This window comes from Actinomadura rugatobispora, from assembly GCF_042656285.1.
Taxonomy (GTDB): domain Bacteria; phylum Actinomycetota; class Actinomycetes; order Streptosporangiales; family Streptosporangiaceae; genus Spirillospora; species Spirillospora rugatobispora.
Genome location: NZ_JBHSON010000025.1, coordinates 84,649 through 99,723 on the forward strand (window position 1 = coordinate 84,649; position 15,075 = coordinate 99,723).

Sequence of the window (15,075 nt, forward strand, 5' to 3'; positions counted from 1 at the left end):
TATGAACCGTCATCGGTGGCGCCGTGTCAACAGGGGCGCCCCAAACGGTCGTACGGACGTGCCGCCTATCCTCGCAGCCGCGCCCACGATCTGCGGGGCGAATCGGCCACCCGGCTGAGGGCCACCAGCGCCGCCGGGGGACGCCCGGCGCGCTCGCCGTCCAGCCGCCGCATGAACGCGAGCTGCTCCAGCGACGGCGGCCCCACCGCCAGGCTGCGCCGCGTCGCGGTGGGGGCGTCGGCCTGACCGGTGCCGACCAGGTACGCCGCCGACATCGACCCTGTCCGGCCCACGCCCGCGCCGCAGTGCACGAACACCGGCCCCCGGGCGCCCCGCACCACCGCCAGGAAACGCGCCACCTGGCCGGCGGCGGGCGGCTGGCCGTCGCGCACCGGCAGCCGCACGACCGTGAGCCCGGCCTGCCCGGGGACCTCCAGCGCGGCCGGGGACAGCCGCTCGGCGCGCAGGTCGACCACCGTGCGGACGCCGAGCCCGGCCAGCCTCCGGTACCCCTCGGCGCTGGGCGCGGCGCCCCGCCACACGCGGTCGTCGACCCGGGCGAAGTGGCCGATGCCGGGCACCCGCGGCGGCCCGCCCTGCTCCTGGGCGTGCGCGGCCGCGCGCTCGCTCGTGCGGCACGCCTGGCTCATGGCGAGGATGACCAGGCTCACCACCGCCCAGACCAGCGCGTACACGGCCGCCCCGCCCAGGAGCAGCCTGCCGGTCGTGCGCGCCAAGGCAGTGAGCCGCATCCGGCGAGCATAACCGCGTCGCCGCAGGCAGTCAGGCGAGCCGGGCGGCGGCTTCCGCCCAGGCGGCGGTGCCGCCGGACGGCTCGTACCGGCGCAGCGGCTGGGTCGCGGCGACCAGCGCGCGCATCTCGGCCAGCCCGCCGACGGCGCCGTGCGCCCGCGCCTGCACCAGCACGTTGCCCAGCGCCGTGGCCTCCACCGGACCGGCGATCACGGGCCGCCCGCAGGCGTCGGCGGTGAGTCGGCACAGCAGGTCGTTGCGGCTGCCGCCGCCGACCAGGTGCACCACCTCGACCTCCCGGCCCGACAGCCGCACCGCCTCCCGCAGCGTCGTCCGGTGCGCCAGCGCCAGGCTGTCCAGCACGCACCGCACGATCTCCGCGCGCGTGGCCGGCTCGGGGAACCCGCGCCGCGCGCAGTGCGCGGCGATCCGGGCGGGCATGTCGCCCGGCGGCAGGAACTCCGGGTCGTCGGGGTCGATCAGCGAGCGGCGCGCCGGGACGTGCTCGGCCTCGGCCAGCAGCGCGCCCAGGTCGGGCGACCCCCAGGCGCGCAGCGACTCCTGCAGCGGCCACAGCCCCATGACGTTGCGCAGGTAGCGGACCGTGCCGTCGACCCCGCCCTCGTTGGTGAAGTTGGCCTTGCGGCTCTCCTCGCTCAGCACGGGCGCGGGCAGCTCCACGCCGACCAGCGACCACGTGCCGCAGGAGATGTAGCCGAAGCGGTCCCCGGCGGCCGGGACGGCGGCGACCGCGGAGGCGGTGTCGTGGGAGCCGACCGCCGTCACCGCCAGGTCCCCCGGGAGGCCGGTCTCCGCGGCCACATCCGGCCGCGGCGTCCCGATCACCTCGCCCGGCCCGCGCAGCTCCGGCAGCAGCCCGCCGGGAAGGCCGAGCCGGTCCAGGAGCGGCCGCGACCACGTCCCGTCGCGGACGTCCAGGAGCCCGGTGGTGGAGGCGTTGGTGCGCTCGGCGCCGACCTTGCCGGTCAGCCAGTACGCCAGCAGGTCGGGGACCAGCAGCAGGGTGCGGGCCCGGTCCAGGCCGGCCCCGGCCGCCACCAGCTGGTAGACGGTGTTGAACGGCAGGAACTGCAGCCCCGACACCTGGTAGAGCAGGTCGTCGCCCACCTCGGCGCGGACCCGCTCCATCACCCCGTCGGTGCGGGCGTCGCGGTAGTGCACGGGGTTGCCGAGCAGGTCGCCGTTCCCGTCCAGCAGGCCGTAGTCGACCGCCCACGAGTCGATGCCGGCCGACACCAGGCCGCCGGGGGTGGCGGACGCGGCGCCGCGCAGGCCGTCGAGCACGTTGCCGTACAGGCCGAGGACGTCCCAGTGCAGGGTGCCGTTGGCGCGCACCGGGCGGTTGGGGAAGCGGCGCACCTCGGTGAGGTCGAGCGTGCCCGGGCCGATCCGCGCGGTCATCACGCGCCCGCTGGAGGCGCCGAGGTCGACGGCCGCGAAGGTGGGGGTGGTCATGAGCGTGGTGCCTGTTCGTTGGGTTTCAGGTGACGACGAGGACTTCGAGGGTGCGCGGGCCGTGCACGCCCTCGACCCTGGACAGCTCGATGTCGCTGGTGGCGGACGGCCCGGAGACGAAGGTCAGCGGACGGTGCGGATCGAGGCGTTCGAGGGCCTCGGGGACGTCGGCGGCGACCTGGGCCGCCTCGACGACGATCAGGTGATAATCGGGGACCAGCGACAGGGCGCGCGGGCCCTGGCCGGGGCCGTGGTCGAGCACGATCGTGCCGGTCTCGGCGATCGCGACGGCGCAGCCGGTGACCGCGCCCGCGAGGCCGTCCAGGTCGGCGACGGCGGGGTCGCGGGCCAGCCGCGCCTCGTCGAGGCCGGAGGTCCACGCGGCGGGCAGGCCGGCGGGGGCGCCGACGACCCCGGGACGGGCCGACAGCGCCTCGGCGACCGCGCCCGGCAGCTCGGCGGCGGTCACCGTCCGGACCTCGGCGCGGTAGTGGGCCACCCGCTCGGCGAACAGCTCCAGGATCCCCTCGCCATGGTGGCGCCGCAGATAGGACCGGTCGATCTCGGCGTACGACGTGGCGACCTCGGCGGCGGGCCGGGTCGGGACGATGCCCTCGATCCGCCGGAGGATCTCCTCCCGCGCGCTCATTTCTTCGTCTCCCCTGTACGGCCGCCATCGGTGCGCGCCCACCAGGCGCGGAACGACTCCTTCGGCGGCGCGGGCGCGTCGCGGGTGTCCGTCCAGGCCTTCAGCGGGCCGGGCAGGCGCCGGATGCGCCCGTTCCGCCCGACCACCCAGCGGCTCGCCGACGCCGCGCGCTGCGCCATCCCGAGGCGGGCGGGGGAGCGCAGCGTCCAGCCCGCCACGCCCATCACCGCCCGCTCCACCGGATGCCTGCGCGGCCCCTCCACCGAGCGTGCGCGCAGATGCACCAGCACCTCGGGGATGTCGATCGCGACCGGGCACGCCTCGAAGCACGCCCCGCACAGCGACGACGCGTACGGCAGCGAGGCGTCCACCTCCGACCCGATCCCGCGGATCTGCGGCGACAGGATCGCCCCGATCGGCCCCGGGTAGGGGGAGCCGTAGGCGTGGCCGCCCGCCCGCGAGTAGACCGGGCACACGTTCAGGCACGCCGAGCAGCGGATGCAGCGCAGCGCCTGCCGCCCCACCTCGTCGCGGAGCGTGTCGGTGCGGCCGTTGTCCAGCAGCACCAGGTGGAAGTCGCGCGGCCCGTCGCCGGGGGTGCTGCCCGTCCACGTCGAGGTGTACGGGTTCATCCGCTCGGCGGTGGACGAGCGCGGCAGCAGCTGCAGGAAGACCTCCAGGTCCCGCCAGCTCGGCACCAGCTTCTCCACGCCCATCACCGAGATCAGCGTCTCGGGGAGGGTGAGGCACATTCGGCCGTTGCCCTCCGACTCCAGCACCACCAGCGTGCCGGTGTCGGCGACGGCGAAGTTGACGCCCGAGACCGCGACCTTGGCCGACAGGAACTTGGCCCGCAGATGCCTGCGCGCGGCCTCGGCCAGCTCCGCGGGGGAATCGGACAGGCCCGGGGGCGCGTCGGCCATCTCGCGGCGGAAGATGTCGCGGATGTCGGACCGGTTGCGGTGGATCGCCGGGACCAGGATGTGCGAGGGCCGGTCGTGGCCCAGCTGCACGATCAGCTCGGCCAGGTCGGTCTCGTAGGCGGCGATGCCCTCCTCGGCCAGCGCCTCGTTCAGCCCGATCTCCTGGGTGGCCATCGACTTGACCTTGACGACCTCGGTCTCGCCGGTGGCCTTCACCAGATCGGCGACGATCCGGTTGGCCTCGGCGGCGTCGCGCGCCCAGTGCACGGTGCCGCCCGCCGCGGTGACCCTCTCCTCCAGCAGGCGCAGGTAGTGGCCCAGGTTGGCCAGCACGTGGTCCTTGATCTGCTTGCCGGCCTCGCGCAGCGCCGCCCAGTCGTCCAGCTCGGCGACCGCGTCCGCGCGCCGCCCCCGGATCGTGGACGTGGCGTGCGCCAGGTTGTGCCGCAGCCGGGTGTCGCCGACGGCGCGGCGGGCGGCGTCGGGGAAGGACGGCATGCCCACGTAGGTCGGCATGGCCCTGGCGCCCTCGGCCTTCGATTTCGGGCTCATGCTTTCCTTCCTGGGGGCGGTCCCCCAGACCCCCCGAACGGCTCCGCCGCTCATGAGGGATCCTCCTCGGTGGCGGCGAGGATCTCGGCCAGGTGCACCGCCCGTACCCCGGACCGGGTCCGGGTCAGCGCGCCGCCGATGTGCATCAGGCAGGAGTTGTCGGCCGCGCACAGCGCCTCGGCCCCCGTGCGCCGCACGTTGGTGACCTTGTCCGCGCACATGGCCGCCGACACCTCGGAGTTCTTCAGCGCGAACGTGCCGCCGAACCCGCAGCACTCGGCCGCCTCGGGCAGTTCGACGAGGTCGATGCCGCGGACCTCGCGCAGCAGCCGCAGCGGCCGGTCGCCCACGTGCAGCATCCGCAGCGAGTGGCACGTCGGGTGGTAGGTGACCCGGTACGGGAAGTAGGCGCCCACGTCGGTGACCCCGAGCACGTCGACCAGGAACTCCGACAGCTCGTACACCGCGGGCACGGGCTCGTCGATCAGCCGGGGATGCCAGTCGCGGACCATCGCCGCGCACGAGGCCGACGGGCTCACCACGGCGTCGTACCCGGCGAACGCCTTGGCGAAGCCCCGCGCCATCGGCACCGCCTGGCTCCGGTAGCCGGTGTTGAGGTGCATCTGGCCGCAGCAGGTCTGCGCGGCGGGGAAGTCCACCTCGTGGCCGAGCCTGCGCAGCAGCCGCACGACGGCCTTCCCGGTGTCGGGGAACATCGTGTCGTTGAGGCAGGTGATGAACAGCGCGACCTTCACGGCCGCCCTCCTTCCAAGGGGTGGGCCTCGCGGCGGCTGGAGTCGCGGACGACCAGCTCCGGCTGGAACATGACCTGCTGGTGGGCATGCCCGTCGGGGTCGTCGCACTCCTCCAGCAGCAGCTCGGTGGCGATCCGCCCGAGCTGGTAGGTGGGCTGGCGCACCGAGCTGAGCGGGACCGCGGCCGCCGCCGAGAACTCGATGTCGTCGTACCCGATCAGCGCCACGTCGGTCGGAACCTTGACCCCCGCTTGGAGCAGGACCCGCAGCACGCCCAGGGCCAGCAGGTCGTTGGCGCAGAAGACGGCGTCGGGCAGCGGCCCGTCGTCCAGCAGGCGGCGGGCGGCCTCCTGGCCCGCGCGCGCGTTCATGGCCGGGACGCCCAGCTCCAGCATCGCCTCCCGGCCCAGCCCGGCGGCGCGCAGCGCGCGCAGGGCGCCCTTGCGCCGGTCGGTGCACTGCCGCAGCGCGGCCGGGCCGGTGACGAACGCCAGCGTGCGGGCGCCGTCGGCCAGCAGCTGCCCGACCGCCAGCTCGCCGCCGGCCACGTCGTCGACCGCGACCGAGCACTGGTTGGCGCGCGGGGTCGGGTGGTCGAGCAGGACGACCGGGACGCCGCGGTCGCTGAGCCGGTCGGCGTTCTGCCCGTCGTCCCCGACCGGGGTGAGCAGGACGCCGCGGACCCGCTGCTCGGCGAACACCCGGATGTTGCGCTGCTCGCGCTCGCCGGACTCGGCGGAGGAGGACAGCAGCACCGCGTAGCCGCGCTCGCTGGCGACGTCCTCGACCCCGCGGGCCACGTCGGTGAAGAAGGGATTGGCCAGGTCGAGCACCATCAGCCCGATCGTGCTGCTGTGCCCGGCGCGCAGCGTGGAGGCCGAGCCGTTGCGGACGAAGCCCAGCTCGCGGATGGACTGCTCGACCCGGGCGCGGGTGCCGGGGGCGACCCGCTCGGGGCGGTTGAGCACGTTGGAGACCGTGCCGGGGGACACCCCGGCGTGTTCGGCGACCTGCTTGATCCCCACGGTGCCCACTGTGTGCCCCCGGTCTCGTCCGCTGGTGTGCCGCGCTCACTTTGGGTCATCTCTTTAAAACGTGTCAACCCTGGCGTGGGAACTTCGCCGCCGGCTCGTCAGCCGGGGAAGGGCCCGGGAGGGGCGTTCCGCGGAACTCGTGAAGATCGCTCCAGAGCCGGTGGGCACGGGGTTTTCGAGGGTTCGGCGCGGATCCGAGCCGAGGTTCCCTCTTGACGAGTGCTCCGGCTCACATCTAGCGTTCCGCGCAACATCCCGTTAAAACGTTTTTCATCATCCGGTTACAGATCACCCCAGCGAGGAGGGTGGCCGTGAGCGCACCCGCTCGGTCGGCGCCACCGACATTGGCACTGGTCAACGTGAGCAAGTCGTTCGGCGCCGTCAAGGCCCTGCAGGGCGTCACCCTGGAGCTGCACGCCGGTGAGGTGCACGCACTCGCCGGCGAGAACGGCGCGGGCAAGTCCACCGTCGTAAAAACGTTCGCAGGCGTGCACCGCCCCGACGCGGGCGAGGTACGGGTGGACGGCGCGCCGGCGGAGTTCGGCGGCCCCGCCGACGCGCAGCAGGCGGGCGTCGCGGTCATCTACCAGGAGCCCACCCTGTTCCCCGACCTGTCGGTCGCGGAGAACATCTTCATGGGGCGCCAGCCTCGCACCGGGCTCGGCCGCATCGACCGCCGCGCCATGCACGAGCGCACCGCCGAGCTGTTCATCCGGCTCGGCGTCGCCATGGACCCGCAGCAGCCCGCGCGCGGGCTGTCCATCGCCGACCAGCAGGTCGTGGAGATCGCCAAGGCCATCTCCCGGGACGCCCGGGTGCTGATCATGGACGAGCCCACCGCCGCGCTGACCGGCCAGGAGGTCGCCCGCCTGTTCGGCGTCACCCGCACGCTGCGCGAGCAGGGCTGCGCGATCCTGTTCATCTCGCACCGGCTCGAGGAGATCTTCGAGCTGTGCCAGCGGGTCACCACGCTGCGCGACGGCACCTACATCGCCACCGAGCCGGTCGAGGGCCTCACCCCCGACGACCTCGTCCAGCGGATGGTCGGCCGCGAGCTCGGCACGCTCTACCCCAAGCAGGACGTCACCCCCGGCCAGGTCGCGCTGAAGGTGTCCCGGCTGACCCGCGAGGGCGCGTTCACCGACGTCTCCTTCGAGGTGCGGCGCGGCGAGATCGTCGCGCTGGCCGGGCTGGTCGGCGCGGGCCGCAGCGAGGTCGCCCGCGCGATCTTCGGGGTGGACCGCTGGGACGCCGGAACCGTCGAGGTCGCCGGCAGCGCGCTCCCCGCGGGCAGCCCCACCGCCGCGATGTCGGCCGGGCTGGCCCTGGTGCCCGAGGACCGCCGCCAGCAGGGCCTGGTCATGGACATGTCCATCGAGCGGAACATGGGCCTGACCCAGCTGCGGTCGCTGCGCCGCGCCACCGGGCGCGGCCCGCTCATCTCCCGCAAGGTCGAACGGGACCGCGCCGCCGACTGGGCGCTGCGCCTCCAGCTCAAGTACGCCCGCCTCACCGACACCGTCGGCGTGCTGTCGGGCGGCAACCAGCAGAAGGTCGTCCTGGCCAAGTGGCTGGCCACCGAGCCCGCCGTGCTGATCGTGGACGAGCCCACCCGCGGCATCGACGTCGGCACCAAGGCCGAGGTCCACCGGCTGCTGTCGGAGCTGGCCGCGCAGGACCTGGCGGTGCTGATGATCTCCTCCGACCTGCCGGAGGTGCTGGGCATGGCCGACCGGGTGCTGGTCATGCACGAGGGCCGGCTGACCGCCGAGATCTCCCGCGCCGACGCCACCGAGGAGACCGTCATGGCCGCCGCCACCGGACGCAACGGCAACGGCGACGGCGACACGGGAAAGGCGGCCTGACCCCATGACCGTACTCGCCGAGACCCCCACCAGGCCGCCCGCCGGCGGACCGCCCCGAACCGGCGGCCGCAGGCTGGTCGACGTGGTGCTGCGCGCCCGCGAGATGAGCATCGTCGGCGCGCTGGTCGTCCTGGTGGCCGTCACCACGATCGTCAACCCGCGGTTCCTGTCCGCGCAGGGCGTCGAGGACATCTTCCTCAACGCCTCCATCCTGGCGCTGCTGGCCGTCGGGCAGACCATGGTCGTCATCACCCGCAACATCGACCTGTCGGTCGGCTCGCTGGTCGGCCTGGTCGCCTTCGTCACCGGCGACTTCGCCTCCGGCACCGACCACAACGTGCTGCTGGTGGCCCTGCTGGGCGTGGCGATCGGCACCGCCTGCGGGCTGGTGAACGGGCTGCTGGTCAGCTTCTGCCGGGTGCCCGCCCTGGTCGTCACGCTGGGCACGCTGTACGTGATCCAGGGCCTGGACTACTACATCGCCTCCGGCGACCAGATCAGCGCCTCCGACCTGCCGTCCTCGGTGCTGTCGCTGGGCAACGACGCGATCCTCGGCATCCCCTACCTGCCGATCATCACCGTCGCGGTGATGCTGGCGATCGGCTTCTACCTGCGCTCCTACTCCTCCGGCCGCGAGTACTACGCGATCGGCTCCAGCCCCGAGGCGGCCCGGCTGGCGGGCGTCCCGATCCGGCGCCGGGTGCTGACCGCCTACCTGGTCAGCGGCGCGCTCGCCGGGCTGGCGGGAGTGCTGTGGCTGGCCCGGTTCGGCACCGTCGTGGCCGACGCGGCGGGCGGCTGGGAGCTGCGGGTGGTCAGCGCGGTCGTGGTCGGCGGCGTGGCGATCGTCGGTGGGGTCGGCACCGTGTACGGCGCCGTGCTGGGCGCCCTGCTCATCACGATCATCGGCAGCGTGCTGGTCGTCCTCAAGGTCAACCCGTTCTGGCAGGACGCCATCACCGGCCTGCTGCTCCTGCTGGCCATCAGCGTCGACCGGCTGCTGGCCCTGCGGACGACCCGCGCGCTGAAGGTCAGGTCCCGGTCCCGGCGCGGCCGGCGCCGCCTCAACGGCAACGGGACGGCACCGCCGGGCGCCCCGCCGGGCCCGGGCAAGGCCACGGCCAAGGCCAAGGCGACGGCCAAGGAAGAAGGGAGCGACCGCGATGCGGTTTGACGCGCGCGGGCTGATCCGCTGGGAGACCGCCGTCCTCGTGCTGCTGGTCGCGGTGTTCTGCGGCGGCGCCGGCTTCTCCCCGGACTTCGCCAACTCCGACAACCTGTCGTTCGCGCTCGGCGACCTGAGCGAGATCGCGCTGATCGCGCTGCCGATGACGCTGCTGGTGGTGTGCGGGCAGGTGGACCTGTCGGTCGCCTCCGTGCTCGGCCTGTGCAGCGCGCTGACCGGCGGGCTCTGGGACGCCGGCTGGGCGCTCGAGACGATCATCCCGGTGGTGCTGGTCGTCGGGATCGTCTGCGGGCTGGTCAACGGCCTGCTGGTGACCCGGCTCGGGCTGCCCTCGCTGGCGGTGACGATCGGCACGATGACGCTCTACCGGGGCCTGGCCTACGTGGTCCTGGGCACCAAGGCGGTCGCCGAGTTCCCCCAGCAGTACACCGACCTGGCGACTCAGACCGTGCCGGGCACCCCGATCCCGTACCCGATCGCGCTGTTCGCCCTGCTGGCGGTCGTCACCGCCGTGACGCTGCACGCCACCGGCGTCGGCCGCTCGCTGTTCGCGATCGGCTCCCAGGAGGACGCCGCCTACTTCGCCGGCATCCGGGTCAAGCGGATCAAGCTGGTGCTGTTCGTGGTGTCCGGGCTGATCGCCGGCCTGGCCGGGATCGTGTACACGCTCCGGTACGGCAGCGCCCGCGCCGACAACGGCCTCGGGCTGGAGCTGACCGTCATCGCCGCGGTGCTGCTGGGCGGCATCGACTTCGACGGCGGCAAGGGCACCCTCGGCGGCGTCATCGCCGCGGTGCTGCTGATCGGCCTGCTGCGCAACCTGCTGATGCTCAACGACGTGTCGACCGAGATCCAGTCGGTCGTCACCGGGCTGCTGCTCATCGTCTCCGTGCTCACGCCCCGGCTGATCGCCGTGGTCCGCGAGTCGCGAGGCGCCGGGGGCGCGCGATCCGCGTCCCCGGCGGCGGCCGGCCCGGCCTGACATCGCCCCCCGCCCCGCTCGCTCCCTTCTCCACCCACCCTTCTCACCCACCCCCTGAAAGGCACACGACCATGACCGTTCGTCTGCGCGCGCCGCGCCGCATGATGGCGATGGCCTCCATCGGCGCCCTGGCGCTGACCCTGACGGCCTGCGGCGGCACCACCAAGGACTCCGCCGAGACGGGGGGCGCGGCCGCGGGCGGGAACGCCTCCGCGAACCCGAACGCGCCCATCAAGAAGGGCCTGAAGATCGCCTTCCTGCCCAAGCAGGTCAACAACCCCTACTCGACGATCCTGGACAACGCCGGGATCGCGGCGGCCAAGGAGTTCGGCGGCGAGGCCAAGGAGGTCGGCCCGTCCGACGCGTCCGCGTCCTCGCAGGTCTCCTACATCAACACCCTCGTCCAGCAGCGGCACGACGCGATCCTGATCGCCGCCAACGACGAGAACGCCGTGTGCGGCCCGCTCAAGCAGGCCATGGGCAAGGGCATCAAGATCGTCTCCTATGACTCCGACACCGCCAAGGACTGCCGGAACCTGTTCATCAACCAGGCCAGCTCCGAGGAGATCGGGCGCAGCCAGGTCAAGCTGATCAGCGACCAGCTCGGCGGCAAGGGCGACATCGCGATCCTGTCGGCGACCGCCAACGCCACCAACCAGAACACCTGGATCAACTTCATGAAGGAGGAGCTGAAGAAGCCCGAGTACTCCGGGCTGAAGCTGGTCGACACCGTCTACGGCGACGACGACGACCAGAAGTCCTTCCAGCAGACCCAGGGCCTGCTGCAGGCGCACCCGAACCTCAAGGGCATCATCTCCCCGACCACGGTCGGCATCGCCGCCGCGGCCCGCTACATCAGCGGCTCGCAGTACAAGGGCAAGGTGGCCCTGACCGGCCTGGGCACGCCCAACCAGATGCGCCAGTTCGTCAAGGACGGCACCGTCAAGCAGTTCGCCCTCTGGGACCCCAAGAACCTGGGCTACCTGGCCTCCTACGCCGCCGCCTCGCTGGCCTCCGGGCAGATCACCGGGGCGCAGGGCGAGAAGTTCACGGCCGGCAAGCTCGGCGAGCGCACCATCGGCGCCAACGGCGAGGTCATCCTCGGCCCGCCGACCGTCTTCGAGGCCAAGAACATCGACCAGTACAACTTCTGACCCCGTCCCGCCGCGGCCGGGCGACCGGCCGCGGCGGTGCAGGGCGGTTCCCCAGGAGGAGTGCCCGTGAAACGCGTCTGCTTCCTGCTCAAGGTGCGGCAGGACCGGCTGGAGGAGTACCGCGAGCGGCACGCCGAGGTCTGGCCGGAGATGCGGGCGGCGCTGCGCGACACCGGCTGGAGCAACTACTCGCTCTTCCTGCGCGAGGACGGCCTGCTGGTGGGCTACCTGGAGACCGACGACTTCGAGAAGGCCCTCGACGGGATGGAGCGGACCGAGGTCAACGCCCGCTGGCAGGCCGAGATGGCGCCGTTCTTCGAGGACCTCGACGGCCGCCCCGACCAGGGGATGCGGCCGCTCGCCGAGGTCTTCCACCTGGACTGACCCCCAGCGGGCCCAAGGATTCGGAGAGGAAACCCCCGTGACCGACACCAGCGCGGTGAAGGACGCCCTTCGCCGCCAGCACATCGAGACTCCCTCGTGGGCGTACGGCAACTCCGGCACCCGGTTCAAGGTCTTCGCCCAGCGGGGCGTGCCGCGGACCCCGCAGGAGAAGATCGACGACGCCGCCCAGGTGCACCGCTTCACCGGCGTGGCCCCCAGCGTCGCCCTGCACATCCCGTGGGACAGGGTGGACGACTACGCGGCGCTGGCGGCGTACGCCAAGGAGCGCGGTGTCCAGGTCGGCGCGATCAACACCAACGTGTTCCAGGACGACGACTACATGCTGGGCAGCGTCACCAACCCCGACCCGGCGATCCGCCGGAAGGCGCTGGACCACCTGCTGGAGTGCGTCGACATCATGGACGCCACCGGCTCCCGCGACCTGAAGCTGTGGTTCTCCGACGGGACGAACTACCCCGGCCAGGACGACGTCCGCGACCGCCAGGACCGCATGGCCGAGGCGCTGGCCGCGGTGTACGAGCGGCTCGGCGACCACCAGCGCTTCCTGCTGGAGTACAAGCTGTTCGAGCCCGCCTTCTACATGACCGACCTGCCGGACTGGGGCACCTCGTACGCGCACTGCCTCAAGCTCGGCCCCAAGGCGCAGGTGGTCGTGGACACCGGGCACCACGCGCCGGGCACCAACATCGAGTTCATCGTGGCGTTCCTGCTGCGCGAGGGGAAGCTCGGCGGGTTCGACTTCAACTCGCGGTTCTACGCCGACGACGACCTGATGGTGGGCGCGGCCGACCCGTTCCAGCTGTACCGGATCATGTACGAGGTGGTCCGGGGCGGCGGGTACGAGCCCGAGACCGGGGTGGCGTTCATGCTCGACCAGTGCCACAACATCGAGCCGAAGATCCAGGGGCAGATCCGGTCGGTGATGAACGTCCAGGAGGCCACCGCCAAGGCCCTGCTGGTGGACGTCGGCGCGCTGCGGGCCGCGCAGTCCGCCGGTGACGTGCTGGGCGCCAACGCGGTGTTCATGGACGCCTACAACACCGACGTGCGCCCGCTGCTGGCGGAGCTGCGCGAGGAGATGGGCCTGCACCGGGACCCGATCGCCGCGTACCGGGCCTCCGGCTACTACGAGTCGGTCGTCGAGGCGCGCCAGGGCGGCCAGGCGGCCGGCTGGGGCGCCTGACCCCTTTCAGCGCACGCAACGCACGCAACACAGCAAGGCACGCACGTGAGGCAAGTGAGGAGCCAGTCATGACCGCCACTCCACCCGAGGTGGAGCACCTGCTGGAGCGGGCCCGCACCCTGGGCTCGGACCCGCGCAACACCAACTACGCGGGCGGCAACGCCTCGGCCAAGGGCACCGTCACCGACCCCGTGACGGCCCGGGACATCGAGCTGATGTGGGTCAAGGGCTCCGGCGGCGACCTGGGCACCCTCACCGAGGCGGGGCTGGCCGTGCTGCGGCTGGACCGCATGCGCGCGCTGGTGGAGGTCTACCCGGGCGTCGAGCGCGAGGACGAGATGGTCGCCGCGTTCGACTTCTGCCTGCACGGCAAGGGCGGTGCGGCGCCGTCCATCGACACCGCCATGCACGGCCTGGTCGACGCCGCGCACGTCGACCACCTGCACCCCGACTCGGGCATCGCGATCGCGACCGCCGCCGACGGCGAGGAGCTGACCCGGCGGATCTTCGGCGACCGGGTGCCGTGGGTGCCGTGGCGGCGGCCCGGGTTCCAGCTCGGCCTGGACATCTCCGCGATCAAGCGGGACAACCCGGGCGCGATCGGCGTGATCCTCGGCGGGCACGGCATCACCGCCTGGGGCGAGACCAGTGCGGAGTGCCAGGCCAACGCGCTGGAGATCATCCGTACCGCCGAGGCGTTCATCGCCGAGCACGGCAAGGCCGACCCGTTCGGCGAGGTGGTGTACGAGACGCTGCCCGAGGACGCCCGGCGCGAGCGCGCCGCCGCGCTGTTCCCGCTGGTCCGCGGCCTGGCCTCGACCGACCGTCCGCAGGTGGGGCACTACACCGACAGCCCCGAGGTGCTGGACTTCGTCGCCCGCGCCGAGCACCCGCGCCTGGCCGCGCTGGGCACCTCCTGCCCGGACCACTTCCTGCGGACCAAGGTCGCGCCGCTGGTGCTGGACCTGCCGCCGGACGCGCCGCTGGAGGACGTCACCGCCCGCCTCCGCGAGCTGCACGCCCGCTACCGCGAGGACTACGCCGCCTACTACGCGCGGCACGCCACCGCCGGCTCCCCGGCGATGCGCGGCGCGGACCCGGCGATCGTGCTGGTCCCCGGCGTCGGCATGTTCAGCTTCGGCGCCAACAAGCAGACCGCGCGGGTCGCGGGCGAGTTCTACGTCAACGCGATCAACGTGATGCGCGGCGCCGAGGCGCTGTCGTCCTACGCGCCCATCGCCGAGTCGGAGAAGTTCCGGATCGAGTACTGGGAGCTGGAGGAGGCCAAGCTCCGCCGGATGCCCAAGCCCAAGCCGCTGGCGACCCGGGTCGCGCTGGTCACCGGCGGCGGGTCGGGCATCGGCGCGGCCACCGCCCGCCGGCTGGCCGCCGAGGGCGCCTGCGTCGTGGTCGCCGACCGCGACCTGGCCGGGGCGGAGAAGGTCGCCGCCGAGATCGGCGCGGGCGCGCTCCGGGAGCCGGACGTCGCGATCGCGGTCGCCGTCGACGTCACCGACGAGGGGCAGATCGCCGCGGCCGTGCGCGCCGCCGTGCTGGCCTTCGGGGGCGTCGACCTGGTGGTCAACAACGCCGGGCTGTCGATCTCCAAGCCGCTGCTGGAGACCACGGCCGCCGACTGGGACCTGCAGCACGACGTGATGGCGCGCGGCTCGTTCCTGGTCTCCCGGGAGACCGCCCGCGTCATGGTCGACCAGGACATGGGCGGCGACATCGTCTACATCTCCTCCAAGAACGCCGTGTTCGCCGGGCCGAACAACGTCGCCTACGGCGCCACCAAGGCCGACCAGGCCCACCAGGTGCGGCTGCTGGCGGCCGAGCTGGGCGGCCACGGCATCCGGGTCAACGGCATCAACCCCGACGGGGTGGTGCGCGGCTCGGGCATCTTCGCCGGGGGCTGGGGCGCCAAGCGCGCCGCCGTCTACGGCGTGGAGGAGGAGAAGCTCGGCGAGTTCTACGCCCAGCGCACCCTGCTCAAGCGCGAGGTGCTGCCCGAGCACGTCGCCGCCGCCGTCTTCGCCCTCACCGGCGGGGACCTGACCCACACCACCGGGCTGCACGTGCCCGTGGACGCCGGAGTCGCCGCCGCGTTCCTCCGCTGACCCCCCAGAACAGGTGGGGGCGGCGCCCGGTCACGCAG

The 15,075-nt window shown here is 73.0% G+C and carries 13 protein-coding genes; 7 read left to right on the forward strand and 6 right to left on the reverse strand.

The window, feature by feature from the left end; translation table 11 throughout:
- Positions 1-65: 65 nt before the first annotated feature.
- Genes ACFPZN_RS19570 through ACFPZN_RS19595 form a run of 6 tightly spaced genes read right to left on the reverse strand, consistent with a single transcriptional unit; the run spans position 66 to position 6,133 of the window.
- Positions 66-752, reverse strand: a complete 687-nt coding sequence (locus ACFPZN_RS19570) for a fused DSP-PTPase phosphatase/NAD kinase-like protein (protein WP_378283449.1) — start codon at positions 750-752, stop codon at positions 66-68.
- A 31-nt stretch (positions 753-783) separates the two neighbouring features.
- Positions 784-2,229, reverse strand: a complete 1,446-nt coding sequence (locus tag ACFPZN_RS19575; RefSeq protein WP_378283450.1) for a rhamnulokinase — start codon at positions 2,227-2,229, stop codon at positions 784-786.
- A 25-nt stretch (positions 2,230-2,254) separates the two neighbouring features.
- A complete protein-coding gene (locus ACFPZN_RS19580) occupies positions 2,255-2,878 on the reverse strand; it encodes a LutC/YkgG family protein (protein ID WP_378283451.1) in 624 nt (207 codons plus the stop codon).
- Positions 2,875-4,353: a LutB/LldF family L-lactate oxidation iron-sulfur protein gene (locus ACFPZN_RS19585; RefSeq protein WP_378283452.1), complete on the reverse strand. Its 1,479-nt coding sequence runs from the start codon at positions 4,351-4,353 to the stop codon at positions 2,875-2,877. Before ACFPZN_RS19585 ends, ACFPZN_RS19580 begins: the two co-directional genes overlap by 4 nt.
- A 50-nt stretch (positions 4,354-4,403) precedes the next feature.
- A complete protein-coding gene (locus ACFPZN_RS19590; RefSeq protein ID WP_378283453.1) occupies positions 4,404-5,108 on the reverse strand; it encodes a (Fe-S)-binding protein in 705 nt (234 codons plus the stop codon).
- Positions 5,105-6,133, reverse strand: coding sequence for a LacI family DNA-binding transcriptional regulator (locus ACFPZN_RS19595; RefSeq protein WP_378283454.1), 1,029 nt, complete (start codon positions 6,131-6,133; stop codon positions 5,105-5,107). The genes ACFPZN_RS19590 and ACFPZN_RS19595 overlap by 4 nt, the downstream gene beginning before the upstream one ends.
- 320 nt (positions 6,134-6,453) lie before the next feature.
- On the opposite strand from ACFPZN_RS19595, the gene ACFPZN_RS19600 reads away from it, so the two are divergent.
- From ACFPZN_RS19600 to ACFPZN_RS19630, 7 genes are all read left to right on the forward strand, one after another.
- Positions 6,454-8,007 (forward strand): sugar ABC transporter ATP-binding protein, encoded by a 1,554-nt coding sequence (locus ACFPZN_RS19600; protein WP_378283455.1) that lies wholly within the window; start codon positions 6,454-6,456, stop codon positions 8,005-8,007.
- Between the two features lie 4 nt (positions 8,008-8,011).
- Complete coding sequence (locus ACFPZN_RS19605; protein WP_378283456.1) at positions 8,012-9,181, forward strand: ABC transporter permease; 1,170 nt, start codon at positions 8,012-8,014, stop codon at positions 9,179-9,181.
- Complete coding sequence (locus ACFPZN_RS19610) at positions 9,171-10,175, forward strand: ABC transporter permease (RefSeq protein WP_378283457.1); 1,005 nt, start codon at positions 9,171-9,173, stop codon at positions 10,173-10,175. The genes ACFPZN_RS19605 and ACFPZN_RS19610 overlap by 11 nt, the downstream gene beginning before the upstream one ends.
- A 71-nt stretch (positions 10,176-10,246) precedes the next feature.
- Positions 10,247-11,329 (forward strand): rhamnose ABC transporter substrate-binding protein, encoded by a 1,083-nt coding sequence (gene rhaS / locus ACFPZN_RS19615; RefSeq protein WP_378283458.1) that lies wholly within the window; start codon positions 10,247-10,249, stop codon positions 11,327-11,329.
- A gap of 66 nt (positions 11,330-11,395) precedes the next feature.
- Positions 11,396-11,713 carry an L-rhamnose mutarotase gene (locus ACFPZN_RS19620; protein ID WP_378283459.1) on the forward strand — a complete coding sequence of 106 codons (318 nt, stop codon included), beginning with the start codon at positions 11,396-11,398 and terminating at the stop codon, positions 11,711-11,713.
- Positions 11,714-11,750: 37 nt separating this feature from the next.
- Positions 11,751-12,917, forward strand: coding sequence for an L-rhamnose isomerase (gene rhaI, locus ACFPZN_RS19625; RefSeq protein ID WP_378283460.1), 1,167 nt, complete (start codon positions 11,751-11,753; stop codon positions 12,915-12,917).
- Positions 12,918-12,985: 68 nt separating this feature from the next.
- Positions 12,986-15,037: a bifunctional aldolase/short-chain dehydrogenase gene (locus ACFPZN_RS19630; protein ID WP_378283461.1), complete on the forward strand. Its 2,052-nt coding sequence runs from the start codon at positions 12,986-12,988 to the stop codon at positions 15,035-15,037.
- Positions 15,038-15,075 lie beyond the last annotated feature (38 nt).

Coding starts and splice junctions, on each gene's coding strand:
- ACFPZN_RS19570 (WP_378283449.1), bottom strand. CDS start 752: ATGCGGCTCACTGCCTTGGCGCGCACGACCGGCAGGCTGCTCCTGGGC.
- ACFPZN_RS19575 (WP_378283450.1), bottom strand. CDS start 2,229: ATGACCACCCCCACCTTCGCGGCCGTCGACCTCGGCGCCTCCAGCGGG.
- ACFPZN_RS19580 (WP_378283451.1), bottom strand. CDS start 2,878: ATGAGCGCGCGGGAGGAGATCCTCCGGCGGATCGAGGGCATCGTCCCG.
- ACFPZN_RS19585 (WP_378283452.1), bottom strand. CDS start 4,353: ATGAGCCCGAAATCGAAGGCCGAGGGCGCCAGGGCCATGCCGACCTAC.
- ACFPZN_RS19605 (WP_378283456.1), top strand. CDS start 8,012: ATGACCGTACTCGCCGAGACCCCCACCAGGCCGCCCGCCGGCGGACCG.
- ACFPZN_RS19610 (WP_378283457.1), top strand. CDS start 9,171: ATGCGGTTTGACGCGCGCGGGCTGATCCGCTGGGAGACCGCCGTCCTC.
- rhaS (WP_378283458.1), top strand. CDS start 10,247: ATGACCGTTCGTCTGCGCGCGCCGCGCCGCATGATGGCGATGGCCTCC.
- ACFPZN_RS19630 (WP_378283461.1), top strand. CDS start 12,986: ATGACCGCCACTCCACCCGAGGTGGAGCACCTGCTGGAGCGGGCCCGC.